Origin of the sequence: Mesorhizobium caraganae (assembly GCF_016836705.1) — a bacterium.
Classification (GTDB): domain Bacteria; phylum Pseudomonadota; class Alphaproteobacteria; order Rhizobiales; family Rhizobiaceae; genus Mesorhizobium; species Mesorhizobium caraganae.
In genome coordinates, this window is record NZ_JAFCGY010000001.1 from 469780 (window position 1) to 495683 (window position 25904).

Here is a 25904-nt window from a genome sequence, read left to right on the forward strand (position 1 = left end):
CCTCCGTCGCGTCTTCTCGTGGAGTCGGCCGACTCGTCGGTCCTTCGACTCGATATGCCCTCTATGCCTCTATTTTAATCTGCCTGTCAAACTGGGTATTTTCAAAGCAAAAAGTGCATGCAATTGCCTGTGCTGTGAGCACGAGCCTTCGATATGATAACTGATTTTATTGGATAAATTTCAATTTGAAAACTGGCACGGTGATTGCATGCACTTTCTTGACGGCATGTTAACCGACCCGGAAAAGGGTCCCAAAGGGGAGCATTCACTATGACCGACAGATTCATGCTTAACCGCCGCCAACTGCTCAAGACCTCCGCCGCGGGAGCCGCACTCGGCCTGGCCTCGGCATCCTTTCCGATCAGCCGTGCCTTCGCCGCCGCCGCCACCGTCGGCTTCATCTATGTCGGCCCGAAGGACGACTACGGCTACAACCAGGCGCATGCCGAGGGGGCAGCGTCGCTGAAGGGCGTCGAAGGCATCTCCGTCGTCGAGGAGGAAAACGTTCCCGAGACGGTCGACGTCCAGAAGACGATTGAATCGATGATCAATCTCGATGGCGCCTCGCTGATCTTCCCGACCTCCTTCGGCTATTTCGATCCGCACATGCTGGCCATGTGCGCGAAATTCCCCGACGTGCAGTTCCGCCATTGCGGCGGCATGTGGAACAAGGACAAGCATCCGATGAATGCCGGTTCCTATTTCGGCTATATCGGCATGGGCCAGTATCTCAACGGCGTCGTCGCCGGCCACACCTCGAAGAGCAAAAAGCTCGGCTTCGTCGCCGCCAAGCCGATCCCGCAGGTGCTGCTCAACATCAACTCCTTCCTGCTCGGCGCGCGCTCGGTCGACCCGACCATCACCTGCCAGGTCATCTTCACCGGCGAGTGGTCGCTGGCGGTCAAGGAGGCGGAAGCCACCAACGCCCTGGTCGATCAGGGCGCCGACGTCATCACCTGCCATGTCGACAGCCCGAAAGTGGTGGTCGAGACGGCCGCCGGCCGCGGCGCCTTCGTCTGCGGCTATCACGCCAACCAGAGCCCGCTGGCGCCGGAAAAATACCTCACCGGTGCCGAGTGGAACTGGGCCAAGGTCTACAAGATGTTCGTCGACGACCTCATCGCCGGCACGCCGCTGCCCAATTTCACCCGCGGCGGACTGGCCGACGGCTTCGTCAAGATGAGCCCGCTCGGTCCCGCCGTCGGCGAGGCGGCCCGCAAGCAGTTCGACGCCACCCTGGCCGAAATGATGAAAGGCGGCTTCTCCGTCATCAAGGGTCCGCTGAAGAGCAACAAGGGCGCCGTCGTGGCGACGGAAGGCCAGGCCTTCGCCGAGACCGCCATCGAGCTCGAAAGCATGGACTATCTCGTCGAGGGCGTCGTCGGCTCGACCGCCTGAAGCTGAGCGCGGAGACGGGGACCATGACGGATACGACCAGCAGTGCGGAGGCGCCGGCAGTGTTCGGCGCCAGGGGATATCCGGCGGCGCTCGAATGGATCGCCAGGCGGGCGGAAGCCTTCGTTATTCCGCTCGCGGCGCTGGTCGTCGGCATGGTCCTGTTCAGCCTGTTTATTGCGCTGGTCGGCAAGTCGCCGGTCCAGCTCTATGAAACCATGTGGCGCGGCGGCTTCGGCTCGTGGTTCTCCATCCAGAACTCGCTGTCGCGCGGGGCGCCCCTGCTGCTCGCGGCGCTCTGCGTGGCGCTGCCGGCGCGGCTCGGCCTCGTCGTCATCGGCGGCGAGGGCGCCATCGTTCTCGGCGGCGTCGCCGCCGCTGCCATCGGCGTGGCGCTGGGCGGCGCGCCATCCTCAATCGTCATTCTTGCCATGGGCGTGGCGGGCATGGCCGCCGGCGGCATCTGGATAGGTGCCGTCGGCGCGCTCCGCCATTACCGGGCCGTAAACGAAACCATCTCCAGCCTGCTGATGGCCTACATCGCCATCGCCCTGATGAACCAACTGGTGGAAGGGCCGCTGCGCGACCCGGCTTCGCTCAACAAGCCCTCGACCCAGCCGCTCGCCGACATCTACCGTATCGGCAACATTCCGGGCATGGAGGTGCATTGGGGGCTTGCCGTCGGCGTCGTCGCCTGCGTGCTCTGCTGGGTGCTGATCGAAAAGACCCGCTGGGGCTTCGCCGCCCGTATCGCCGGCGGCAATGTCAGGGCAGCGCAGCTGCAGGGGCTGGCCGTCGGACCGCTCATCGTCGGCTTTACCGCGCTTGCCGGCGGCTTTGCCGGCCTTGCCGGCATGCTGGAAGTCGCGGCCGTGCAAGGCAGCGCCAACGGCTCGCTCGCCGCCGGCTATGGTTACACCGGCATCCTCGTCGCCTTTCTCGCTCGCCACAACCCGCTGGCCATCATCCCGGTCGCCATCCTGCTTGGCGGCATCGACGCGTCCGGCGGGCTGATCCAGCGCCGCATGGACCTGCCCGACGCCACCGTGCTGGTGCTGCAAGGCATGCTGTTCATCGTCATCCTGTTCAGCGAGACCTTGTACGGCCGCTTCAAGGCCTTCAATCTCGACCTGTGGCAGAGGGCCGCCTGATGGACGCAACCGAGATCGGTCTCTGGGGCGTGCCGCTCGCCATCCTCGGCGGTGCCATCCGCGTGTCGACGCCCTTCATCTTCGTCTCGCTGGGCGAGGCCATCACCGAGCGCTCCGGTCGCATCAACCTTGGCCTCGAAGGAACGCTCGTCTTCGGCGCCATGACCGCCTATGCGGTCGCGGTGATGACCGACTCGCCATGGCTCGGCCTGCTGGCCGCCGCGGCCGCCGGCCTTTGCTTCGGCCTGTTCCATGGCTGGATCTGCAAATTCCCGAAAGTCAATGACATCGCAATCGGCATAGCGCTGATGCTGTTCGGCTCGGGGCTCGCCTTCTTTTTCGGTAAGCCGTTCATCAAGCCGAAGGCGCCCAACCTTCCGGCCATTCCGTTCGGCGCATGGTCCGACATTCCGCAGGTGCAGGCGGCGCTCGACGTCAACGTCCTGTTCCTGATCGGGGCGGCACTTTCGCTCGTCCTGTGGTGGGCCTTCCGCAACACTCGCGCCGGCCTCATCGTGCGCGTCGTCGGTGATAGTTCCGACGCCGCGCGCGCCATGGGCCTCAACCCGAACACGGTGCGCCTCGTCGCCACCGGTGTCGGCGGCGCGCTGGCCGGTATCGGCGGCGCCTATCTGTCGCTCTACTATCCCGGCAGCTGGACGGAGCGCATCTCGTCTGGCCAGGGGCTGATGGCGGTGGCACTGGTCATTTTCGCGCGCTGGAATCCGCTCGGCTGCTTTGCCGCCGCCCTTCTGTTCGGCGGCGCCGGAGCGCTCGGACCGGCGCTGCAGTCGGTCGGCGTCACGCAAGGCTACTACCTGTTCTACGCCGCCCCCTACATCCTCACCTTGATCATCATGATCGCCACCTCGTCGCCGACCCGTTCGCTTGCCGGCGCGCCGGGTGAATTGTCGATCACCAAATAACTGGAGTTTTTGCCATGAACGCCAGAGCCGAAATCACCCAGCGCTACATCGACGCCGACCCTTATCCGTGGCCCTACAATGGCGAACTTCGCCCCGACAACACGGCGTTGATCATCATCGACATGCAGACCGATTTCTGCGGACCGGGCGGCTATGTCGACCATATGGGCTACGACCTGTCGCTGGTGCGGGCGCCGATCGAGCCGATCAAATCGGTGCTGTCGGCTATGCGCGCGAAAGGCTACACCATCATCCACACCCGCGAGGGCCACCGGCCCGACCTCGCCGACCTTCCCGCCAACAAGCGCTGGCGCTCGCGCCGCATCAATGCCGGCATCGGCGATCCAGGACCCTGCGGGCGCATCCTGGTGCGCGGCGAGCCGGGTTGGGACATCATTCCCGACCTTTACCCGATCGAGGGCGAGCCGATCATCGACAAGCCGGGCAAGGGCTCGTTCTGCGCCACCGACCTGGAACTGATCCTCAACCAGCGCGGCATCGAAAACATCGTGCTCACCGGCATCACCACCGATGTCTGCGTCCACACAACCATGCGCGAGGCCAACGACCGCGGCTTCGAATGCGTCATGCTGGAGGATTGTTGCGGGGCGACCGACTACGGCAATCATCTCGCCGCCATCAAGATGATCAAGATGCAGGGCGGCGTCTTCGGCGCGGTGTCGAACGCGGCGTCCTTCGTCGCCCAACTGCCGTGAGGAAGCCAGGATGAGCGCGATCACGGGCAACAAGGCCGTCGGCGTCGAGACCATCGGCATGACCATGCGCTTCGGCGCCTTCACGGCGCTGGGCGATGTCTCGATCAAGGTGCCGGCCGGCTCTTTCCACGCCCTGCTCGGCGAAAACGGCGCCGGCAAGTCGACGCTGGTCAAATGCATGATGGGTTTCTATCACCCGACCGCCGGCGGCATTCTGGTCGACGGCCGCGAGGTGGCGATCGCCAGCCCCAGGGACGCATCGGCGCTCGGCCTCGGCATGGTCTACCAGCATTTTACGCTTGTCCCGTCGCTGACCGGCGCCGAAAACCTGGTCATTTCGCGTGAGAAGGTTGCCGGCGTGATCGACTGGCGCAAGGAGCGCGGCGACCTTGCCGTGTTCATGGATCGCATGCCGTTCAAGCTGCCGCTCGACGTCAAGGTGGCCGAACTCGCGGCCGGCGAGAAGCAGAAGCTGGAGATCATCAAGCAGCTCTATCTTGGCCGCTCCTTCCTGGTGCTGGACGAGCCGACCTCCGTGCTCACCCCCGGCGAGGCGCAGGAAGTGCTGGGCCTTGTGCGCGACATGACAAAAGCCGGCGACCTCACCGTGCTGATGATCTCGCACAAATTCCACGAGGTGACGGCGTTCGCCGACGACGTCAGCGTGCTGCGCAAGGGCAGGCTGACCGGCACCGGCCGCGTCGTCGACCTAGACCGCAAAGCCATGGCGGCGATGATGATCGGGGACCAGCCGATCGCCGCGCTCGACAGCCGCGCCGAGCCGAAGCCGGACGCCGAGATCGTGCTCAAGGTCAAGGCGCTGAAGGCGCCTGACCGCACCGGGCTGAAGTCGATCCGGATCGAGGATCTCGGCGTGCGCTCCGGCGAGATCGTCGGCATCGCCGGCATTTCCGGCAACGGCCAGAAGGAATTCCTCGAAGTGCTGGCCGGGCAGCGCCCCCGCGATGCCGGCGAAGTCATGGTGCGCGGTACCGCCTATGCGGCGACGCGCGCCGAGGCGCGTGCGCTCAACGTCCGGCTCATCCCGGAAGAGCCGCTGAAGAATGCCTGCGCGCCGAAGATGACGGTGGCCGAGAACATCTCCTTCCGCACCTTCGACATCGACAGCAACGGCAAGCCGGTGAGCTGGATCAGCGCCAGCGCCATCAAGGCATTCAGCGCCAGGCTGGTCGAGCAGTTCAAGGTCAAGACCGCCTCGCTTGCCTCGCCAATCGCTTCGCTGTCGGGCGGCAATGTGCAGCGCGCCGTGCTTGCCCGCGAACTCACCGGCGAGGTCGATCTGCTGATCGTCTCCAACCCGTGCTTCGGCCTCGACTTCTCGGCGGTGGCCGAAATCCGCGCCCGCATCATGAAGGCGCGCAATGCGGGTGCCGCAGTGCTTCTGATGTCGGAAGACCTCGACGAACTGCTCGAACTGTCCGACCGCATCTTCGTCATGTCGGACGGCGCGCTGGTCTATGAGACGCCGATTGCGCAGGCCAGCGTGCAGACCATCGGCGAACACATGGCGGGACACCACTGATGGCGGAAATCGATGCGCTGCCGTTTTCCTTCACCTTCAAGCGGCAGACCATGGCGCTGGTGGTCATCGACATGCAGCGAGACTTCGCCGAGCCCGGCGGCTTCGGCGCCAGTCTCGGCAACGACGTCGGCCGCGTGACCGCGATCGTGCCGACAGTGAAGCGGCTGATCGAAGGCTTTCGCGCCGCCGGCCTGCCGGTGATCCACACCATGGAGTGCCATAGGCCCGACCTTTCGGACCTGCCGCCGGCCAAGCGCGACCGCGGCAATCCGTCGATCCGCATCGGCGATATGGGCCCGATGGGACGTCTACTGATCGCGGGCGAACCCGGCACCGCGATCCTCGACGAGCTTGCGCCCTTGCCCGGCGAGATCGTCATCGAGAAGCCCGGCAAGGGCGCCTTCTATGCGACCAGCCTCGGCAACGACCTCAAGTGGATCGGCGCCCGCCAACTCGTCTTTGCCGGCGTGACGACCGAAGTTTGCGTGCAGACGACGATGCGCGAGGCCAACGATCGCGGCTATGAGTGCCTGCTCGCCGAGGACGCGACGGAAAGTTATTTCCCCGAGTTCAAGGCGGCGGCAATCGCCATGATCAGGGCGCAGGGCGCCATCGTCGGCTGGACGGCAACGACCGACCAGGTGCTCGAGGGAATTGCCAATGCCTAATCTTGCCTTTGCCGGCCTGCTCGACGGCGGCTGGCGCGATCTGGCGCTCGAGCATTTCCGCGACGGCATCAGGGTGCACTGGCTGCTCAAGGGCGGACCGGTCGAACCCTCGGTCGCCATTCTCAGCTACCAGCCTGGCGCCGGCGTGCCGCGCCACCGCCATGTCGGGCTGGAGACCATCGTCGTGCTGGAAGGCATCCAGAGCGACGAGAACGGTGACTATCCTGCCGGCAGCGTGATCCTCAATCCGGTCGGGACCGAGCATTCGGTGTGGACGAAGGACGGCTGCGTCGTGCTGATCCAGTGGGACCTGCCGGTGATCATTCTGGGGGAGACGAGATGAGCGACATCCACTTCGACATAGCGAGCCTGCACGCTGCCTATCGGGACGGCGTCAGCGTTGGCGATGTGATCGCGACGATTTATGCCCGCATCGAGACGGCTGACGATCCAGGCATCTTCATCCATCTCGCCGCCCGGGCGGATCTGCTTGCGGCGGCCGAAGCGCTCGGCCCGTTCGACCCGCTGGGAAAACCGCTCTGGGGCATTCCCTTCGCCGTCAAGGACAACATCGACGTCGCCGGCATGCCGACGACGGCGGCCTGCGCCGAATACACCTACTGGCCCGACAGTGACGCCACCGTAGTGGCGCGGCTCAGGGCCGCCGGCGCGCTCGTCGTCGGCAAGACCAATCTCGACCAGTTCGCCACCGGCCTCGTCGGCGTGCGCACGCCCTGGCCGATCCCGCGCAACGCCATCGACGCGGAGCTCGTGCCGGGCGGCTCCTCCTCGGGGTCGGCGGTGGCGACGGCGCGCGGCATCGTCTCCTTCGCGCTCGGCACCGACACGGCCGGCTCCGGCCGTATCCCGGCCGGCCTCAACAACATCGTCGGGCTGAAGCCGACCGTCGGTGCGCTGTCGACGGCCGGCGTCGTGCCGGCCTGCCGCACGCTCGACTGCGTCTCGGTGTTCGCGCTGACCGTCGACGACGCCTATCTGGTGTTCTCGGTCGCAGCCGCGCGCGATGCGGCCGATCCCTATTCGCGCGACATCGCCGTCCAGCCGCTCGCCGCCTGCCCGCCGGTGCTGAACGTCGGCATCCCTGCAAAAGCCGACCTGAAATTCTTCGGCGATGCGGCGATGCAGGACGGCTTCGAGGCCTCGCTTGCCATGCTGTCGCGGCTCGGCTGCCGGCTGGTCGAAATCCCGTTCGGCGATTTCTACGCCACCGCCAACCTCCTCTACGAGGGCGCCTGGGTGGCCGAACGTTATGCGGCGATCCGCGATTTCATGGAAGCCAACGAAGCCGCCATGCATCCGGTGACGCGCAAGATCATCGGCGGCGCCAGAAGTCTGTCGGCGGCGGACGCCTTTCGCGGCCTCTATGCCTTGCAGGCCTACAAGGCGAAGCTCGCCCCGGTCATCGCCTCGGTCGACCTGTTCTGCGTGCCGACCGCGCCGACGCATTACACCACTGCCGGCGTGCTCGCCGATCCGGTCGAGACCAACAGCCGGCTCGGCACCTACACCAATTTCGTCAACCTGCTCGATATGTGCGGCATTGCCGTACCGACCGGCACGCGCGATGACGGCCTGCCGATGAGCGTGACGCTGCTTGCGGCCGCCGGACTGGACGGCCTTGTGGCGTCCGTCGCGCGCGATCTCCATGCCGCGAGCGGCCTCACCCTCGGCGCGACTGGCTGGCGGCAGCCGGGCGCGCAGCCCGTCGGCGCATCGGCCGAAGACGGCACAATCGAATTGGTGGTGGTCGGCGCTCACCTCTCGGGAATGCCGCTCAATGGCCAGCTCAGGGAGGCTGGTGCCCGGTTCTGCCGGGCGATGAGGACGGCCTCTTCATACAAGCTTTATGAGCTCGCGGGCCAAGCCACGCCCAAGCCGGGCCTGGTCCGTGTCGGCAACGACGGCACTGCGATCGAGGTGGAGGTCTGGCGGCTACCTGCCGACGCTTTCGGCCACTTTGTGGCCGCCATCCCGCCGCCGCTGGGCATTGGCAGTATAGAGCTTGATGACGGCAGCACCGCCAAAGGCTTTCTGGTGGAATCCGTGGGCTTGCTAGGCGCTTCTGACATCTCGTCATTCGGCGGCTGGCGCCGCTTTTTGTCAGATCGCGTTCCCGTTTGAACTTCATCAACGCACTTTGCGAAGGTAAGAGGGCTGGGCCCCCGACCGAGGTAGGTTGAACTTCTGATTATCTTCGTTGCGAAGCCGGAAAGTATCTGGCCCGCAATTTTCCCGGCCATTTTGAAAAGTTTCAAACTTGTCAGTGCCCTTCCTCAGATAAATGCGATCGATCGTATAGCGGCAAGCTCGACGCACCAGGGAATCGGCCTGTGATCGGTCGACGATCCCGCATTGCACAATTCTTTCGCTTGGTCACAATGCACGCATGGTCCGCTCCCCACTCGCCGTCCTGGTGATCGATGAAAATCGCATACGTGCCTCGATCATCGAGGCAGGCTTGCGCGAGGCCGGGCATGAGCGGGTTACTATCATTCATGACGTGATCGGCATCGCACGCCGCATTGCCGAGATCGAGCCGGACGTCATCGTCATCGACCTCGAAAACCCGAATCGCGACATGCTGGAAAGCATGTTCCAGCTGTCGCGCGCGGTGAAGCGGCCGATCGCCATGTTCGTCGACCGCTCGGACCAGGCCTCGATCGAGGCAGCAGTCGATGCCGGCGTTTCGGCCTATGTCGTCGATGGTCTCAGGCAGGAGCGCGTCAAGCCGATCCTCGACATGGCTGTCAGCCGCTTCAACGCCTTCTCGCGCATGGCGCGCGAATTGGAAGAGGTTCGCGGTGAGCTCGAGAACCGCAAGGTGATCGATCGCGCCAAAGGCATATTGATGAAGTCGCGCGGCCTGACGGAAGAGGCGGCCTACGCGCTGCTGCGCAAGACGGCGATGAACCAGAACCGCAAGATCAGCGACATCGCCCAGAGCCTGGTGACTGCCGCCGGGCTGCTAGGGCCGATGGGGGACGAATGAGCATGACTGCTGCGCACCAGATCACCGCCGGCTTCATGCCACTCTTCGACAGCGCCGTGCTGGTCGCCGCCCGCGAGTTGGGTTTTGCCGCCCGCGAAGGGGTGGAACTCAAGCTGCAGCGCGAGACATCCTGGGCCAATATCCGCGACCGCATCGCCATCGGCCACTTCGACGTTGCCCATATGCTGGGGCCGATGCCGCTTGCCTGCAGCCTCGGCCTGACGCCGCTCGCTTCGCAGACCATCGTGCCATTCTCGCTAGGCTTGGGCGGCAACTGCGTCACCGTCTCCAACGCCGTCTGGGGCGGCATGGCAGCACATGGCGCCGAGCCGGATCTCGACCCGGCGCGCGCCGGGGCAGCACTTGGCGCATTTATCCGCGAACGGGCGAAAGCGGGCCGAGAGCTGCTGCGTTTCGCCGTCGTGCACCCGCATTCCGGGCACAATTACGAACTGCGCTACTGGCTTGCTGCCTGCGGTATCGACCCAGAGCGTGAGATCGAGATCGTCATAGTGCCGCCACCTTTCATGGCCGACGCGCTGGCCACCGGGCGCATCGACGGCTACTGCGTCGGCGAGCCCTGGAACAGCGCCGCGGTTGCCGCTGGCACCGGCCATATAGTCACCGTCAAGGCGCTGCTGTGGAAGAACAGCCCGGAAAAGGTGATCGGCGCCCGCAAGGCCTGGGCCGAGGAAAATCCGCAGGCGCTGGCGGCGCTTTTGAGAGCGCTGCATCATTCCGCTCGCTGGTGTCAGGATGCGGCAAACCGAGGGGATCTGGCCTCGTTGATGGCGGAGCCTCGCTTCCTGGGCCAGCCATCGGTGATCCAGATGCCTGTCCTCACCGGACATCTCCACCTTGGCGGCGGCGCGAAGCGGACGGTCGAGGATTTCTTCGTGCCTTTCGACAAGGCGGCGAACTTTCCGTGGAAGAGCCATGCGCTGTGGTTCTACACGCAGATGGTGCGCTGGGGCGACGTCGCGCACACGCCGGAAAATCTCGCCATCGCCAGGGATTGCTACCGGCCCGACCTCTACCGCGCGGCGTTGAAGCCGCTCGGCGTGGCGCTGCCCGGCGCCAATGCCAAGGTCGAGGGCGCGCTGAAGGCGGCAACCCCTGTCGGTTCGGCGGGTGCCAGTCTTGTGCTCGGCCCGGACGGCTTCTTCGATGGCCAGATATTCGATCCCGACGAGATCGACGCCTATGTCGCCAGTCAAAAATCAGGCCTGCATCCCGCCTGATCAATTCTGCGCCATTCTTGTGCATTGCACAAAAATTGTGCGTGCAAGTGCTCTAATGAACAATCTTTGGCCTCCCAGCCTATGCGCCGGCGCAATGGGAGTTGCTTCGGATTGCTGATTTCATTGATGTTTTTCCTTCAATCCAAAACTGGCACGGTTCCTGCTTTGAAATAGTCAGGCCCTTCGCGGGGCACGGAACAGGCGTCCAATGGCGGGCGCCACAGGCAAAGCTGCCGCTCAGGTCAAGACGCGATCCCGGATGTACGGACGCGCGAGGCCTGGACGGCGGCTTTTTTGTTTTGACCCAACGCCCTCGCGTTCAACCGGAGACGACGATGAAGAAGACGATGAAGCAATGGATCGGGACAGGCACGTCGCTCAAGGATGTGACGCGTCGCGATTTTCTTGTCAGCAGTGCCATGACCGCAGGTCTGTTCATAGCAGCTCGCAAGCTCTTCCCCTCGGGCGCCTATGCCGCCACGACTGCTCCGGAAGTCACCGGCGCCAAGCTCGGCTTCATCGCGCTGACCGATGCGGCACCGCTGATGATCGCCAAGGAGAAGGGGCTGTTCGCCAAATACGGCATGCCCGATGTCGAGGTGCTGAAGCAGGCCTCCTGGGGCGCGACGCGTGACAATCTGATGCTCGGCGGCGAAGCCAACGGCATCGACGGAGCCCACATCCTGACGCCGCTGCCTTACCTGATGCACGCCGGCAAGGTGACGCAGAACAACCAGCCGATGCCGATGGCGATCGTGGCGCGGCTCAATTACGACTGCCAGGGCATTTCGGTGGCGCAGGAATATGCCGCCACCGGTGTCGGCCTCGACGCCTCCAAGCTGAAGGACGCCTTCGCCGCCAAGAAGGCGGCCGGCAAGGAAATCAAGGCCGCCATGACTTTCCCGGGCGGCACGCATGACCTCTGGCTGCGCTATTGGCTCGCCGCCGGCGGCATCGATCCCGACAAGGATGTTTCGACCATCGTGGTGCCGCCGCCGCAGATGGTCGCCAACATGAAGGTCGGCAACATGGACGTCTTCTGCGTCGGCGAGCCGTGGAACGAGCAACTCGTCCATCAGGGTGTCGGCTTTACCGCTGCCACGACAGGCGAGTTGTGGAAGGGCCATCCCGAAAAGGCGCTCGGCCTGCGCGCCGAATTCATCGACAAATACCCGAACGCCACCAAGGCGATCCTGATGGCCGTCATGGAAGCGCAGCAATGGTGCGAGGCCATGGAGAACAAGGACGAGATGGCCGCCATCATCGGCAAGCGGCAATGGATGAACGTCCCGGTCGCCGACATCATCGGCCGCCTCAAGGGCGACATCAATTACGGCAATGGCCGCGTCGCCTCCGGCACCGATCTCTACATGAAATTCTGGAACGGCGGCGTCTCCTATCCCTTCAAGAGCCACGACAGCTGGTTCCTCGCAGAAAACATCCGTTGGGGAAAATTCGCGCCGACCACCGACATCAAGGCACTCGTCGATCAGGTCAACCGCGAGGACCTGTGGCGCGAGGCGGCCAAGGATCTCGGCGTTGCGGCGGCCGACATCCCGGCGTCTTCATCGCGCGGCGTCGAGACCTTCTTCGACGGCAAGGTCTTCGATCCCGCCAACCCGTCCGCCTATCTCGACAGCCTGAAGATCAAGGCATCCGCCTAATCGTCGGCGCCAGTGGCCCAAGGAGTTTTTCCCAGACATGTCGATTCAGACTATCGAGGACACAACGGTGAAGGTGTTCCCCGCGAAGCCGGCGGAGGTCATCGCCTTCACCGCCAAGGCGCGGCGCCGCATTGATCCGATCGTGATCGCCGGCAAACTGGCCAGTGCGCTGGTGCCGCCAGCGATCGTCATCGCCCTTATGTTGGTCGTCTGGCAGATCGCCTGCTCGTCGCCCACCGCCAGCCTGCCGCCGCCGAGCCAGGTCTGGAACGAGGCTTATGACCTGATCGCCCATCCGTTCTTCAACAACGGTCCGCAAGATATCGGGCTGGCGTGGCGGGTGCTGATTTCGCTGCAGCGCGTCGCCATCGGCTTTGGCCTGGCGGCGGTCGTCGGCGTCGCGCTCGGCGCGCTGGTCGGCCAGTCGATCTGGGCAATGCGCGGTCTCGATCCGGTGTTCCAGATCCTGCGCACCGTGCCGCCGCTGGCCTGGTTGCCGCTGTCGCTGGCAGCGTTCCGCGATTCCAGCCCGTCGGCGATCTTCGTCATCTTCATCACCTCGATCTGGCCGATCATCATCAACACCGCCGTCGGCGTGCGCAACATTCCTGAGGACTACCGGAACGTCTCGCGCATCCTGCGGCTCAACCAGTTCGAATTCTTCGTCAAGATCATGGTGCCGGCCGCGGCCCCCTACATCTTCACCGGTCTCAGGATCGGCATCGGCCTGTCCTGGCTCGCCATCGTCGCCGCCGAAATGCTGACCGGCGGCGTCGGCATCGGCTTCTTCATCTGGGATGCCTGGAACTCGTCGCGGCTGCCCGACATCATCGTCGCGCTCGCCTATATCGGCGTCACCGGCTTCTGCCTCGACCGTCTGGTCGCGGCGGTCGGCGCCTTCGTCACCCGCGGCACAACGGCAAAGTGAGGAGAGGGTGATGAAAGCCTATCTGAAACTCGATCATATCGACAAATCCTTTGCCCGCGGCAATCAGGTCAGCGAGGTGCTGAAGGACATCAGGCTGACCATCGACAAGGGCGAGTTCGTCTCGATCATCGGTCATTCCGGCTGCGGCAAGTCGACCTTGCTCAACCTGATCGCCGGGCTGACCAAGGTTTCCGCCGGCGCCGTGCTGCTCGAAGACAAGGAAGTCGACAGCCCCGGACCCGAACGCGCCGTGGTGTTCCAGAACCATTCGCTGCTGCCGTGGCTCACCGTCTACGAAAACATCAACCTGGCGGTATCGAAAGTCCTCGGACGTTCGAAGAGCAGGGCCGAGAGGCATGACTGGATCATGCGCAATCTCGATCTCGTCCAGATGGCGCATGCCAAGGACAAGCGGCCAGCCGAAATATCGGGCGGCATGAAGCAGCGCGTCGGCATCGCCAGGGCTCTGGCCATGGAACCGAAGATCCTGCTGCTCGACGAGCCGTTTGGCGCGCTCGACGCGCTGACGCGCGCCCATCTGCAGGATGCGGTGATGGACATCCATTCCAGGCTCGGCTCGACGACGATCATGATCACCCACGATGTCGACGAGGCAGTGCTGTTGTCCGATCGTATCGTCATGATGACCAACGGCCCGGCGGCGACCATCGGCGAGGTGCTTGCGGTGCCGCTGGCGCGTCCGCGCCGGCGCATCGAACTCTCTTCGGACCGCACCTTCCTGCGCTGCCGCGAGGCGGTGCTGAAGTTCCTCTACGAACGCCACCGCTTTGTCGAAGCCGCGGAGTAACGCCATGAGCGAAAAACTCGTCATCATCGGCAATGGCATGGCCCCGGGGCGCATGCTTGAGCATCTGCTTGAGCAAGCTCCCGGTCGCTACACCGTCACCATCTTCAACGCCGAGCCGCGCGTGAACTACGACCGCATCATGCTGTCGCCGGTTCTGTCGGGCGAAAAGGCCTATGAGGAAATCATCATCCACGGCGACGGCTGGTACATCGCCAACAACATCACCCTCTACAAGGGTCACAAGATCATCGCGATCGACCGGACGGCGAAGACCGTCACGTCCGATCATGGCGTCACCGAGCCTTACGACAAGCTCGTCATCGCCACCGGCTCGGTGCCGTTCATCATTCCGGTTCCCGGTCATGATCTGCCGGGCGTGCTGACCTATCGCGACCTCGACGACGTGCAGGCGATGATGCTCGCCGCGCAGTCGCGGGCCAAGGCCGTGGTCATCGGCGGCGGCTTGCTCGGGCTTGAGGCGGCAGCCGGTTTGAACGCCCAAGGCATGGACGTCACCGTGCTGCATGTCATGCCGACGCTGATGGAGCGCCAGCTCGATCCCGCCGCCGGCTATCTCCTGCAGCGCGCCGTCGAACAGCGCGGCATCAAGGTTATCACCAAGGCCAACACAAAGGCGATCACAGGCAACGGCAAGGTCGCGCAGGTCGAACTTGCCGACGGCACCGTCATTCCGGCGACGCTGGTGGTGATGGCCGTCGGTATCAGGCCGAACTCGGCGTTGGCCAAAGAGGCTGGCATCGCCGTCAACCGCGGCATCGTCGTTGATGCCGGCATGCGCAGCAACGATCCCGATATCTACGCACTCGGCGAATGCGCCGAGGTCAACGGACAGGTCTACGGCCTGGTAGCGCCGCTCTACGAGATGGCGCGCGTTGCGGCACGCCAGCTTGCCGGCGACGAGGCAGCCGCTTTCGTCCATATGGACACCCCGACCAAGCTCAAGGTCACCGGCATCGACCTGTTCTCGCTCGGCGACTTCGCCGAGGGCGAGGACCGCCAGGAGATCGTGCTGCGCGATGCCGCGGCCGGCGTCTACAAGCGCCTGGTGCTGAAGGACGATCGCATCATCGGCACCGTGCTCTATGGCGAGACGGCGGATGGGGCCTGGTTCAACGATCTTAAGAAGAAGCAGACCGACATATCGGAGATGCGCGACACACTGATCTTCGGCCAGTCGTACCAGGGGGGTGCCCCGCTGGACCCTATGGCGGCCGTTGCAGCCTTGCCGGATGATGCGGAAATCTGCGGCTGCAACGGCGTTTGCAAGGGCAAGATCACAGGCGCGATCACGGCCAAGGCCTTGACCTCGCTCGACGACGTGCGCGCCCACACCAAGGCGTCGGCCTCTTGCGGCTCTTGCACCGGGCTGGTCGAGAAGCTGATGGTGCTGACCATCGGCGACAAATACAACCCGGCAGCAGTACAGCCTATGTGCGGCTGCACCACGCTCGGCCATGACGAAGTGCGCCGGCTGATCATCGCCAAGAGCCTGAAGACCATTCCGGCCGTCATGCAGGAGCTGGAATGGACAACTTCTTGCGGCTGCGCCAAATGCCGGCCGGCGCTCAACTACTACCTCGTCTGCGACTGGCCGGACGACTATGCCGACGACTATCAGTCGCGTTTCATCAACGAGCGCGTTCACGCCAACATCCAGAAGGATGGCACCTATTCGGTGGTGCCGCGCATGTGGGGCGGCGTGACGAACGCCGCGGAACTCCGCGCCATCGCCGATGTCGTCGACAAGTTCGAGATCCCCATGGTCAAGGTCACCGGCGGCCAGCGCATCGATATGCTCGGCATCCGCAAGGAAGACCTGCCAGCGGTGTGGGCCGATCTCGGCCAGGCCGGCTTTGTCTCCGGCCATGCCTACGCCAAGGGGTTGCGCACGGTGAAGACCTGCGTCGGTTCGGACTGGTGCCGTTTCGGCACGCAGGATTCGACGGGCCTCGGCATCCGCATCGAAAAGTTCATGTGGGGCTCGTGGACCCCTGCCAAGGTCAAGATGGCGGTGTCGGGCTGCCCGAGGAACTGCGCCGAGGCAACCTGCAAGGATGTTGGCGTGATCTGCGTCGATAGTGGCTATGAGATCCATTTCGCCGGTGCCGCCGGCCTCGACATCAAGGGCACCGAGGTGCTCGGCCTTGTGAAGACAGAAGACGAGGCGCTCGAACATATCGTGGCGCTGACGCAGATGTATCGCGAGCAGGGCCGCTATCTCGAACGCATCTACAAATGGGCCAAGCGCGTAGGCATTGCTGAGATCAAGCGCCAGATCATGGACGATGGCGACAAGCGCAAAGCCTATTACGACCGCTTCGTCTTCAGCCAGAAATTCGCCCAGGTCGACCCGTGGTCGGAGCGCGTCTCCGGCAAGGACAAGCACGAGTTCAGGCCGATGGCTTCGGTCGGGTTTGCGCAGGCGGCGGAGTGAGCATGATGAATTGGATCGCCATTGGCTCGCTCTCGGACATCCCACGCCGTGGGGCGCGCTGCGTCGCCACGCCGGAAGGCAAGGTCGCGGTCTTCCGCACCCAGGACGATCAGGTCTATGCAATCGACGACCACTGCCCGCACAGAGGCGGACCGCTGAGCCAAGGCATTGTCCATGGCACGGCGGTCACCTGTCCCTTGCACAATTGGGTGATCTCGCTGGAGACGGGCAAGGCACTCGGCGCCGATGAGGGTGTGGTGCGCACCATTCCGGTGCGCATCGAGGGCGAGCATCTGTTCATTGCGCTGGAAGCGCTGGCCAGCCGCGCGGCCTGAATCATGGAAATCGACGCAGCGCGCGAGGTGAGGACCACCTGCCCCTATTGTGGGGTGGGTTGCGGCGTGCTGGCGAAGGTCGCCGCGGACGGGCAAGTGTCGGTCCGCGGCGATCCCGACCATCCTGCCAATTTCGGCCGGCTTTGCTCCAAGGGCTCGGCCCTGGCCGAAACCATCGATCTCGACGGCAGGCTGCTCCACCCCGAAATCGACGGGCGCCGCGCCGGCTGGGACGAAGCGCTCGACCGCGTCGCCACGACCTTCTCAAAAACCATCGCCGAGCACGGTCCGGACTCGGTCGCCTTCTATGTTTCCGGACAGCTGCTGACCGAAGATTACTATGTCGCCAACAAGCTGATGAAAGGTTTTGTCGGCTCGGCCAACATCGACACTAATTCCCGCCTCTGCATGGCCTCATCGGTGGCCGGCCACCGACGCGCCTTCGGCTCCGACACCGTGCCGGGCACCTACGAGGATCTCGAGCTCGCCGACCTGATCGTGCTGGTCGGCTCCAACCTCGCCTGGTGCCATCCCGTTCTCTACCAGCGCATCGCAGCAGTGCGGGAAAAGCGGCCCGACATGAAGGTCGTGCTGGTCGACCCGCGGCGTACCATGACTGCCGACATCGCCGACATGCATCTGGCGATCGCGCCGGATGGCGACGTTGCTTTGTTCACGGGGCTGCTCGCTTATCTCGGCCAGCACAACGCACTCGACCGAGGCTACATCTCTGCGCACACCGCGGGTTTCGGCCAGGCCCTTTTTGCCGCCTCGAAACTCGACCTTGCCGGTGTCGCAGCCGCAACCGACCTCAGCGAGGACGAGCTCACCCGGTTCTACAGCCTGTTCGCGGCGACCTCTAAGACCGTCACCGTCTACAGCCAGGGCGTGAATCAGTCTTCGTCGGGCACCGACAAGGTCAATGCCATCATCAACTGTCATCTCGCCACTGGCCGGATCGGCAAACCCGGGGCAGGGCCGTTTTCGGTGACCGGCCAGCCCAACGCCATGGGCGGCCGCGAGGTCGGCGGCATGGCCAATATGCTCGCCGCCCACATGGAGATCGAAAACCCTGAGCATCGCGACCGCCTGCAGCGCTTCTGGAATGCGCCGGCCGTTGCGCAAAAGCCCGGCCTGAAAGCAGTGGAGATGTTTCAGGCGCTCGCCGACGGGCGCATCAAGGCGCTGTGGATCATGGCCACCAACCCCGTCGATTCCATGCCGGATGCCGACGCCGTTGAAGCAGCAATCAAGGCCTGCCCCTTCGTCGTGGTGTCGGACGTGTTGGCCAAGACCGACACGGTCCGCCATGCCCATGTCCGGTTGCCCGCCGCCGCATGGGGCGAGAAGGACGGTACCGTCACCAATTCAGAGCGCCGGATCTCGCGCCAGCGCTCCTTTCTGCCAGCACCCGGCGAGGCGCGACCCGACTGGTGGATCGTCGCCGAGGTTGGCAAGCGGATGGGTTTTGGCGAAGCATTTTCCTATTCGTTGCCGGCGAAAATCTTCGCCGAACACGCCGCGCTGTCGGGCTTCGAGAATGACGGCGCGCGCGATTTCGATATCGGTGCCTATTCAGGTGTCGATGAAGAAGACTATCACGCGCTGGCGCCTTTCCAGTGGCCAGCGTCGAGCTCCCAGAAGACCGCACCCGGTCCCTCCATCACCCGTTTCTTCGCCGACGGCAATTTCTACACAGCCGACCGCAAGGCGCGGTTCGTCGCCATTCGGGCCGCCACGGAAAGCCGCACCAATCCGGACTGTCCGCTCATCCTCAACACCGGCCGGGTCCGCGACCACTGGCACACCATGACGCGGACCGGCAGAAGCCCCCGTCTGTCCCAGCATATCGCGGAGCCCTTCGTCGAGATTCACCCGGCGGATGCGCAGCGCTACGGCATCGGCGACGCCGACATCGTGCGTATCTCCAGCCCGCGCGGCGAGGTGCTCGTGCGCGCAATGATCACGTCCCGCCAGCGCCGCGGCAGTCTGTTTGCACCGATGCATTGGACCGACCAGTTCGCCGCCAAGGGCCGGCTCGACGCGTTGACCGCGTCGCTCACCGACCCCGTTTCCGGTCAGCCCGCCTTGAAACACGTCGCGGTTCGGCTTGAGAAATTCGCCGCAAAAGCTTTTGGCTTCGCCGTGACGCGGCGACGTCCCGAGGCGATCGACGCCGACTACTGGGCAGCAGCCCGCTGCAGGGGTGGCTGGCGCATCGAACTCGCTTTCGCCGAGGCGGAGATCGACTGGACAGGCTTTGCCCAGTCCCTGTTCGGCGCGCCGCCGGAAACCGAAATGCTCGCCTACCACGACCGCGACGCGGGCCAGCACCGTATCGCCGCCTTCGATGACAAGCACCTCGCCGGGGCCTTGTTCGTTGCGTCCGGCCCGGTCGCGGTATCACGCGGCTGGGCAGCGCAACAGCTCGAGGAGGTGCACGCCAGCCAGCGCGAACGCTTCCGCATCGTCGCCGGTCGCGCTGGAGCCGAACGGCCAGATGCCGGTGCGATCGTCTGTTCCTGTTTCGGCGTCGGGGTCAACCAGATCGTGGCGGCAGTGACGGCCGGCTGCGCGACCGTCGATGCCATCGGCGGCGCCCTGAAGGCCGGCACCAATTGCGGCTCCTGCCGGGCCGAGATCAGGGCGATCATCCAGGTCAATCGGTTTCAGGCCGCGGAGTAGATGCGGCCGGCTCTTGGATGTGGCGCTCGTATCGAATACGCCTACCCGAGCCGACACGGCAGAGACGTCACCGCTCGCGTCGCCTATGGACAGCTCGCAACGGAGCAGCGACATTGGCGGCTCACAGCAGGCAAACCAGGGCAGGCGAGCAGGGTCTCCGCCGCACCTCGACGCCGATTTTCTGGAGTGATAAGCCGCGCCCGACGCGGCGAATTCGTAACCCTATTCGGCGGCCGTCTCCGAGGGCGCCTCTGCCGGCGCCGAAGGCTCGGCCACGGCACGCGGCTTGCGCCGTGAAAACAGCGACCTGAGCGTGACGTAGAACACCGGCGTCAGGAACAGGCCGACGAAGGTGACGCCGAGCATGCCGGAGAACACCGCGGTGCCGAGCGACTGGCGCATTTCTGCGCCTGGGCCCGTTGCGATCATCAGCGGCACGACGCCGAGGATGAACGCGAAGGCGGTCATCAGGATCGGTCGCAGCCTCAGCCGGCAGGCTTCGACGGCAGCCTCGGCGACCGACAGGCCGCGTTCCTGTGCCTGCCGCGCGAATTCGACGATCAGGATGGCGTTCTTGGCGGCAAGCCCGATCAGCACGATGAGGCCGATCTGCACCAGGATGTTGTTGTCCAGCCCTCGGAACGACACGCCGAGCAACGCCGCGAGCACACCCAGCGGCACCACCAGCACAATGGCGAACGGCAGCACCCAGCTTTCATATTGCGCCGCCAGCGCCAGGAACACGAACAGCACCGACAGTGCGAAAATATAGACAGCGGCATTGCCGGTGTTGCGCTCCTGATAGGCGAGCTCGGTCCATTCATAGGAGGTACCGGCCGGCAGCGTCTTTGCCGTGATCCCTTCCATCAATGCCAGCGCGTCGCCCGTGGAAACGCCGGGCGCGGCATTGCCCTGCAGCGGCACCGAAACATACATGTTGTAGCGCTGGACCAGCGCCGGGCCGGTGACGTCGCGGATCTCGATCAACGTGCCGAGCGGAACCAGCGCGCCGGTCGCCGAGCGCACCTTCAGTTTCAAAATGTCGGCGCGATCGAGGCGGAACGCCTGGTCGGCCTGCGCCCGCACCTGGTACACGCGCCCGAAAGCGTTGAAGTCGTTGACGTAGGCGGTGCCCAAATTGATCGACAGCGTCTCGAAGATGTTGGGGATCGGCACGTTCAGGATGCGCGCCTTGTCGCGATCGATCGCCAGGAAGAATTGCGGGCTCGACGCGGAGAAGGTGGTGAACACGCCCGTCAGCCCCGGCGTCTTGTTGGCCTTGCCGGCGATTTCGTAGGCAAGCGCCAGGATCTGCCGCATGTCGGCGCTGTTGCGCTCCTGGATCTGCAGCTTGAAGCCGCCGGCATTGCCGACGCCGCGGATCGGCGGCGGCGGCAGTGCGATAATGAAGGCTTCCTTGATGCTTTGCAGGCTGCCGAACAGATTGCCGATGACCTGGGTCGCGGACTGGCCGGCTTTCAGCCGCTCGTCAAACGGTTTGAACCTGGCGAAGATCACGCCCGCGTTGCTGGCGTTGGTGAAGGTCGCGCCGGAGAAGCCTGCGAAGGCGACGGCGTAGTCGACGCCTGGCGTCTTCTGGATGATCTGCGACGCCTGCTGGATGACCGCATCGGTCCTCGACAGCGAGGCGCCGTCCGGCAGCTGGACGACGACGATCGCATAGCCCTGGTCGAGCGACGGAATGAAACCGCGCGGCACCGTCTGCACCATGTAGACCGTGGCGTAGATGAGGGCCGCGAAAACGGCCAGCATGGCGGCAATCGCTATTCGTGAGCCGACCAGCACGCGGACGATGCTCGAATACCAATGGGCGAGCCTGTCGAAGCCGCGATTGAAGCCGTCGGCGAGCGCCTGTCCGAACCGCGCCAGGAAAAAGCGCGGCGGCGCCGCAGCAGTGTGGTGTGGCTTGAACAGCAGTGCGGCCAGCGCCGGCGAAAGCGTCAGCGAATTGAATGCCGAGATCGCCGTCGACACCGCGATGGTGATCGCAAACTGCAGGTAGAACTGTCCGGAAATGCCGGGGATGAAGGCTGTCGGTACGAACACGGCTATCAGCACCAGCGAGATCGCGATGACCGCCGTTCCGACTTCGTCCATGGTCAGGTGCGACGCCGGATTGGGCGCCAGCCCTCTGGCGATATTGCGCTCGACGTTTTCGACCACGACGATGGCATCGTCTACGACGATGCCGATCGCCAGAACGAGGCCGAACAGCGTCAGCATGTTGAGCGAGAAGCCGGCGGCGTAAAGCACTGCCAGCGTGCCGATCAGCGACACTGGGATCGCCACGATCGGCACGATCGCCATGCGCCACGATTGCAGGAAGACGATGATGACGATGATGACCAGCACCATTGCCTCGAGAATCGTTTTGTAGACCTCCTGGATCGACTCGGCGACGAACTCGGTCGGATTGTAGACGATGTCGTAGCTCAACCCCTTCGGGAAGTCGCGGGACAGCTCCTTCATCTTGTCCTGGATCTCCGCGGCTGCGGCGAGCGCATTGGTGCCCGGCCGCTGGAAGATGGCGAGCGCCACCGCCGGTTTGCCGTTGAGATAGGAGTTGGTGACGTAATCCTTGGCGCCGAGCTCGATGCGCGCCACGTCCTGCAGCTGGATCAGGCGGCCGTCTTCGGTCGATTTGACGATCACGTATCGGAAGTCGCGCGCGTCGTTGAAGCGGCCTTGCGTGGTGACCGTGTACTGGAACGCCGTGCCCATGTTGGTCGGCGGCGCGCCGATCGAGCCGCCCGACACCTGGACGTTCTGGTCGCGCAGCGCCTGCACCACATCGCCGGAGGTCATCCCCAGGGCCGACAGTTTTTCCGGATCGAGCCAGATGCGCAGCGAATATTCGCGTTCACCGAAGATGATGAGGTCGCCGACGCCGTCCAACCTGAGCAGTATGTCACGCACCCGCGAGCGGGCGTAGTTCGAAACGTAGAGCTGGTCGTAGGTATTGTCGGGCGACAGCATGTGCACGACCATCATCAGGTCGGGCGAGCTCTTGGTGGTGGTGATGCCGAGGCGGCGGACTTCTTCGGGCAGGCGCGGCTCGGCGACCGACACGCGGTTCTGCACCAGCACCTGCGCCTGGTCGAGATCGGTGCCCAGCTTGAAGGTGATGGTCAGCGCCATCGCCCCGTCGCCCGACGAATAGGACGACATGTAGAGCATGCCCTCGACGCCGTTGATCTCCTGCTCGATCGGCGTTGCCACGGTCGCTGCGACCGTCTCGGCGTCGGCGCCCGGATACTGCGCGCGAACGACGATGGTCGGCGGCGCGATCTCGGGATATTGCGCGACCGGCAGCTGGGTATAAGCAATCCCGCCGAGAATCAGCAGAACGATCGAAACGACCGATGCGAAGATCGGACGGTCGACGAAGAAATGGGCGAACCTCATTGCTGCAACCCGGCGGTTTCGACCTTGGGCGGCAACGTCACCATCTCGACCTTCACCTTGGTGCCGGGCCTGGCGTGCATCAGCCCGTTGACGATGATCGTCTCGTTGCCGGTCAGGCCCTGGCGGATCACCCGGTAGCCGTCGAGAAGCGGGCCGGTGCGCACGGGCTTCGCCGACACCATCCCGGCCTCATCCACCAGGAACACGATGCGGCGATCCTGATCGGCGCCGATCGCCTCGTCGGGCACCAGCACGCCGCTATGCGGCAGCGACCCCGGCACGTTGATGCGCCCGAACATGCCTGGCTGGAGAACGCCGTCGGCGTTGGGAAACGTTGCACGCACCCGCATGGTGCCGGTCGCGTTGTCGATCCGGTTCTCGGCAAAATCGAGCTTGCCCTTGAAGACCGCCTCCGCGCGGTCGGCGACGCGAACCACCACCTCGAGCCCGCCGGCGCCTTCCTGCATCGAGCCGCCGCGCTCCTTCGCGTCGCGGGCGTAGCTGAAATACAGGCGCTCATCGACGTCGAAATAGAAATCGATCGGATCGCGGGTAACGATGGTCGTCAGCAAGGTGGAATCCGGCTGCACGAGGTTGCCGACCGACACCAGCCGGCGGTCGATACGGCCGGACAAGGGCGCCTTGATCTCGGTGAATTCCAGATTCAGGCTGGCCGACGTCAGCGCAGCCGTCGCGCCCTGCATCTGCGCCTGTGCCGAAAGGTATTCCCGCCGGCGGTCGTCGACCGTCGCGGTTGAGATATTGCCGGTCTTGGCGAGTTCGTCGGCGCGATCCAGCTGCATCTTGGAGAATTCGAGCAGGGACTTGGCGACGTCCACTTGCGATTTGGCGGCATCATAAGCCGCCTGGTACGGACGCTGGTCGATGGTGAAGAGCAGGTCGCCCTTGTTGACCAGTGCGCCATCCTGGAAGCTGACCTTGTCCAGATAGCCGCTGACGCGCGAACGGATGGCGACCTGGTCAACGGCTTCGAAGCGCCCGACGAACTCGTCGTCTTCGACGATGTCACGGACCACCGGCTTGGCCGCCGTCACCACGGGTAGCTGCTGGTCCTGCGCAAACGCAGTGCTGCCGAAAGCCATGCCGAGCAGGAATGCCGCCGACAGGGCGGCGCGGGCAAGCCAACCGGCCGATCGACGGGGTCGCCCGCCCGCGTCGCGATGCAATTGCCCATTCTCGGGGGTGTCCATTTGCGTCCCCACTCGCTGGACCCGGAGGGTCGATTGATCCGCTTCTACGCTCAGGCTTCTCGTCGATATCAGAGCCCTGCAGTATTGTGCATGGCAACATGATCATTTTCCATGTGGGCTGAAATGTCCACCCTGTGGTTGCCCCGCCATCTGGCTAGTGCCAGCGATTTAAAGGATTCAGGATTCCTTTGAAGGACGGCGTATGATTTTCATATTGTGGGCATTACCACGCCGGCCGGATACAATGGACTGCAACACCGCGCCATCGAGCAGTGCGTTGACATATCCTCCCGCTGCAGCCGTTGTTCCGCCTGGCTCATTGAAGACAATACATCGACACAAAGAACCAGCTCGAGATCCACCGAGGAAACCTGCTCCGCGGTGGCCGACAGCGACGTTGTCAGGCTCACCGCCAGAGCGAATAGCACGCCTCGTGCCCGTTCGGGTTTTCCCGACCAGCGAAGCGTGGAATGAAGGACGTCATCTTGCGCGTCCGAGCGGAGCCTTCGCCCTGATCGGCCTCGTCGCAGCCTCCGCCTCGGTAGCTTAGGTGAGCTACCGGATCCTTGCCTACTGTGGCATCTCAAGTCCGGGCCGCAATCCTGTAGCGACGACTGAGACCCTGAATTTTCCGGCAAGTGCCCGGTCGAATATGGCGCCGACGATGATGTCGGCGTCGGCGTCGACCTCCTCGCGGATGCGGGTAGCGGCCTCATCGACTTCGAAGAGCGTCATGTCCATGCCGCCCGAGATCGAGACCAGGACGCCCTTGGCGCCGATCATCGAGGCTTCGTCGAGAAGCGGGTTTGCGATAGCCGCTTCGGCGGCCTTCCTGGCGCGGTCCTCGCCCGTGGCTTCCCCGGTACCCATCATCGCGCGGCCCATGTCGCGCATCACCGACTTCACATCGGCGAAGTCGAGATTGATCAGCCCCTCCTTGACGATGAGGTCGGTGATGCAGCCCACGCCGGAATAAAGGACGCGATCGGCCATGGCGAAGGCGTCCGCGAAAGTCGTCTTCGCGTCGGCGATCCTGAACAGGTTCTGGTTCGGAATAACGATCACGGTATCGGCGCATTCGCGAAGCCGGTCGATGCCCTCTTCGGCGGCTTGCATGCGGCGTTTTCCTTCGAAGGTGAATGGCTTTGTGACGACCGCCACGGTCAGGATGCCGGCTGTCCGCGCAGCGTTCGCTATGACGGGCGCGGCACCGGTTCCAGTGCCGCCTCCCATGCCGGCGGTCACGAAGCACATATGGGTTCCCGCAAGGTGGTCCCTGATCTCGTCGATCGATTCCTCGGCGGCCGCACGGCCGACCGCGGGCAGCGATCCGGCGCCCAGGCCTTCCGTGACATGGGCTCCCAACTGGATCAGCCGCGATGCCTTCGACATGGTGAGAGCCTGGGCATCTGTGTTGGCGACGATGAATTCCGCCCCCTGCAGATTTTCCGCAATCATGTTGTTGACCGCGTTGCCGCCACCACCGCCGACGCCGACAACGGTTATCTTCGGCCGCATTTCAGAGATGACGGGCCTTGCCGCGGTGCTCATCGTCTTGTCTCCTTGGAATTGATCGACAAAAGATTCATCCCGGAACGCGCCGTTTGAACACGCCAGGTGCAAGAATCAGCTTTTACAGCCTTGGCGCAGGGAATCAGAGGGTGAACTTTGCGGCAAGACAAGATGTGGGCTCGTATCATATACGCCTGCAACTCCTGAACGTGTGCCGGCTCAATCTTTTG

At 64.2% G+C, this 25904-nt stretch carries 19 protein-coding genes; 16 read left to right on the plus strand and 3 right to left on the minus strand.

The features are described from left to right. Positions 1-270: 270 nt before the first annotated feature. The 16 genes from JQK88_RS02305 (at position 271) to JQK88_RS02380 (ending at position 19525) form a co-directional block, all read left to right on the plus strand. Positions 271-1398, plus strand: coding sequence for a BMP family ABC transporter substrate-binding protein (locus JQK88_RS02305; protein WP_192259605.1), 1128 nt, complete (start codon positions 271-273; stop codon positions 1396-1398). A 23-nt stretch (positions 1399-1421) separates the two neighbouring features. Next, entirely contained in the window at positions 1422-2546 is a 1125-nt protein-coding gene (locus JQK88_RS02310; RefSeq protein ID WP_203277335.1) for an ABC transporter permease, read from the plus strand. Then, positions 2546-3472 (plus strand): ABC transporter permease, encoded by a 927-nt coding sequence (locus JQK88_RS02315; protein ID WP_192259601.1) that lies wholly within the window; start codon positions 2546-2548, stop codon positions 3470-3472. The genes JQK88_RS02310 and JQK88_RS02315 overlap by 1 nt, the downstream gene beginning before the upstream one ends. A gap of 14 nt (positions 3473-3486) precedes the next feature. Beyond that, entirely contained in the window at positions 3487-4188 is a 702-nt protein-coding gene (biuH, locus tag JQK88_RS02320; protein WP_203277336.1) for a biuret amidohydrolase, read from the plus strand. 10 nt (positions 4189-4198) lie between these two features. Then, a complete protein-coding gene (locus tag JQK88_RS02325) occupies positions 4199-5731 on the plus strand; it encodes an ABC transporter ATP-binding protein (protein ID WP_192259597.1) in 1533 nt (510 codons plus the stop codon). Further along, the gene (locus tag JQK88_RS02330) at positions 5731-6399 is read left to right on the plus strand and encodes a cysteine hydrolase family protein (protein ID WP_192259595.1); all 669 of its coding nucleotides are present in this window, start codon (positions 5731-5733) and stop codon (positions 6397-6399) included. Before JQK88_RS02325 ends, JQK88_RS02330 begins: the two co-directional genes overlap by 1 nt. After that, positions 6392-6742, plus strand: coding sequence for a cupin domain-containing protein (locus tag JQK88_RS02335; protein WP_192259593.1), 351 nt, complete (start codon positions 6392-6394; stop codon positions 6740-6742). The genes JQK88_RS02330 and JQK88_RS02335 overlap by 8 nt, the downstream gene beginning before the upstream one ends. After that, positions 6739-8541 carry an allophanate hydrolase gene (gene atzF, locus JQK88_RS02340; RefSeq protein ID WP_192259591.1) on the plus strand — a complete coding sequence of 601 codons (1803 nt, stop codon included), beginning with the start codon at positions 6739-6741 and terminating at the stop codon, positions 8539-8541. The genes JQK88_RS02335 and atzF overlap by 4 nt, the downstream gene beginning before the upstream one ends. A gap of 265 nt (positions 8542-8806) precedes the next feature. Continuing rightward, positions 8807-9409, plus strand: a complete 603-nt coding sequence (locus JQK88_RS02345; protein ID WP_192259589.1) for an ANTAR domain-containing response regulator — start codon at positions 8807-8809, stop codon at positions 9407-9409. A gap of 2 nt (positions 9410-9411) precedes the next feature. Further along, positions 9412-10650: a CmpA/NrtA family ABC transporter substrate-binding protein gene (locus JQK88_RS02350; RefSeq protein ID WP_203277932.1), complete on the plus strand. Its 1239-nt coding sequence runs from the start codon at positions 9412-9414 to the stop codon at positions 10648-10650. Positions 10651-10985: 335 nt separating this feature from the next. After that, on the plus strand, positions 10986-12314 hold the full coding sequence (locus JQK88_RS02355; protein WP_376740361.1) for a CmpA/NrtA family ABC transporter substrate-binding protein: 1329 nt from the start codon (positions 10986-10988) through the stop codon (positions 12312-12314). Between the two features lie 37 nt (positions 12315-12351). Then, positions 12352-13242, plus strand: a complete 891-nt coding sequence (gene ntrB, locus JQK88_RS02360) for a nitrate ABC transporter permease (protein WP_192259587.1) — start codon at positions 12352-12354, stop codon at positions 13240-13242. Between the two features lie 10 nt (positions 13243-13252). Continuing rightward, positions 13253-14050, plus strand: coding sequence for an ABC transporter ATP-binding protein (locus JQK88_RS02365; protein ID WP_112562110.1), 798 nt, complete (start codon positions 13253-13255; stop codon positions 14048-14050). Positions 14051-14054: 4 nt separating this feature from the next. After that, the gene (nirB, locus tag JQK88_RS02370) at positions 14055-16505 is read left to right on the plus strand and encodes a nitrite reductase large subunit NirB (protein ID WP_203277337.1); all 2451 of its coding nucleotides are present in this window, start codon (positions 14055-14057) and stop codon (positions 16503-16505) included. 5 nt (positions 16506-16510) lie between these two features. Next, positions 16511-16840 (plus strand): nitrite reductase small subunit NirD, encoded by a 330-nt coding sequence (gene nirD, locus JQK88_RS02375; RefSeq protein ID WP_192260117.1) that lies wholly within the window; start codon positions 16511-16513, stop codon positions 16838-16840. A 3-nt stretch (positions 16841-16843) separates the two neighbouring features. After that, the gene (locus tag JQK88_RS02380) at positions 16844-19525 is read left to right on the plus strand and encodes a nitrate reductase (protein WP_203277338.1); all 2682 of its coding nucleotides are present in this window, start codon (positions 16844-16846) and stop codon (positions 19523-19525) included. Positions 19526-19747: 222 nt separating this feature from the next. Here JQK88_RS02380 and JQK88_RS02385 read toward each other — a convergent pair whose 3' ends face one another. From JQK88_RS02385 to ftsZ, 3 genes are all read right to left on the minus strand, one after another. Next, entirely contained in the window at positions 19748-22951 is a 3204-nt protein-coding gene (locus JQK88_RS02385; RefSeq protein WP_203277339.1) for an efflux RND transporter permease subunit, read from the minus strand. Then, the gene (locus JQK88_RS02390) at positions 22948-24054 is read right to left on the minus strand and encodes an efflux RND transporter periplasmic adaptor subunit (RefSeq protein WP_203277934.1); all 1107 of its coding nucleotides are present in this window, start codon (positions 24052-24054) and stop codon (positions 22948-22950) included. The genes JQK88_RS02385 and JQK88_RS02390 overlap by 4 nt, the downstream gene beginning before the upstream one ends. A gap of 678 nt (positions 24055-24732) precedes the next feature. Further along, entirely contained in the window at positions 24733-25713 is a 981-nt protein-coding gene (ftsZ, locus tag JQK88_RS02395; protein WP_203277340.1) for a cell division protein FtsZ, read from the minus strand. Positions 25714-25904: the final 191 nt, after the last annotated feature.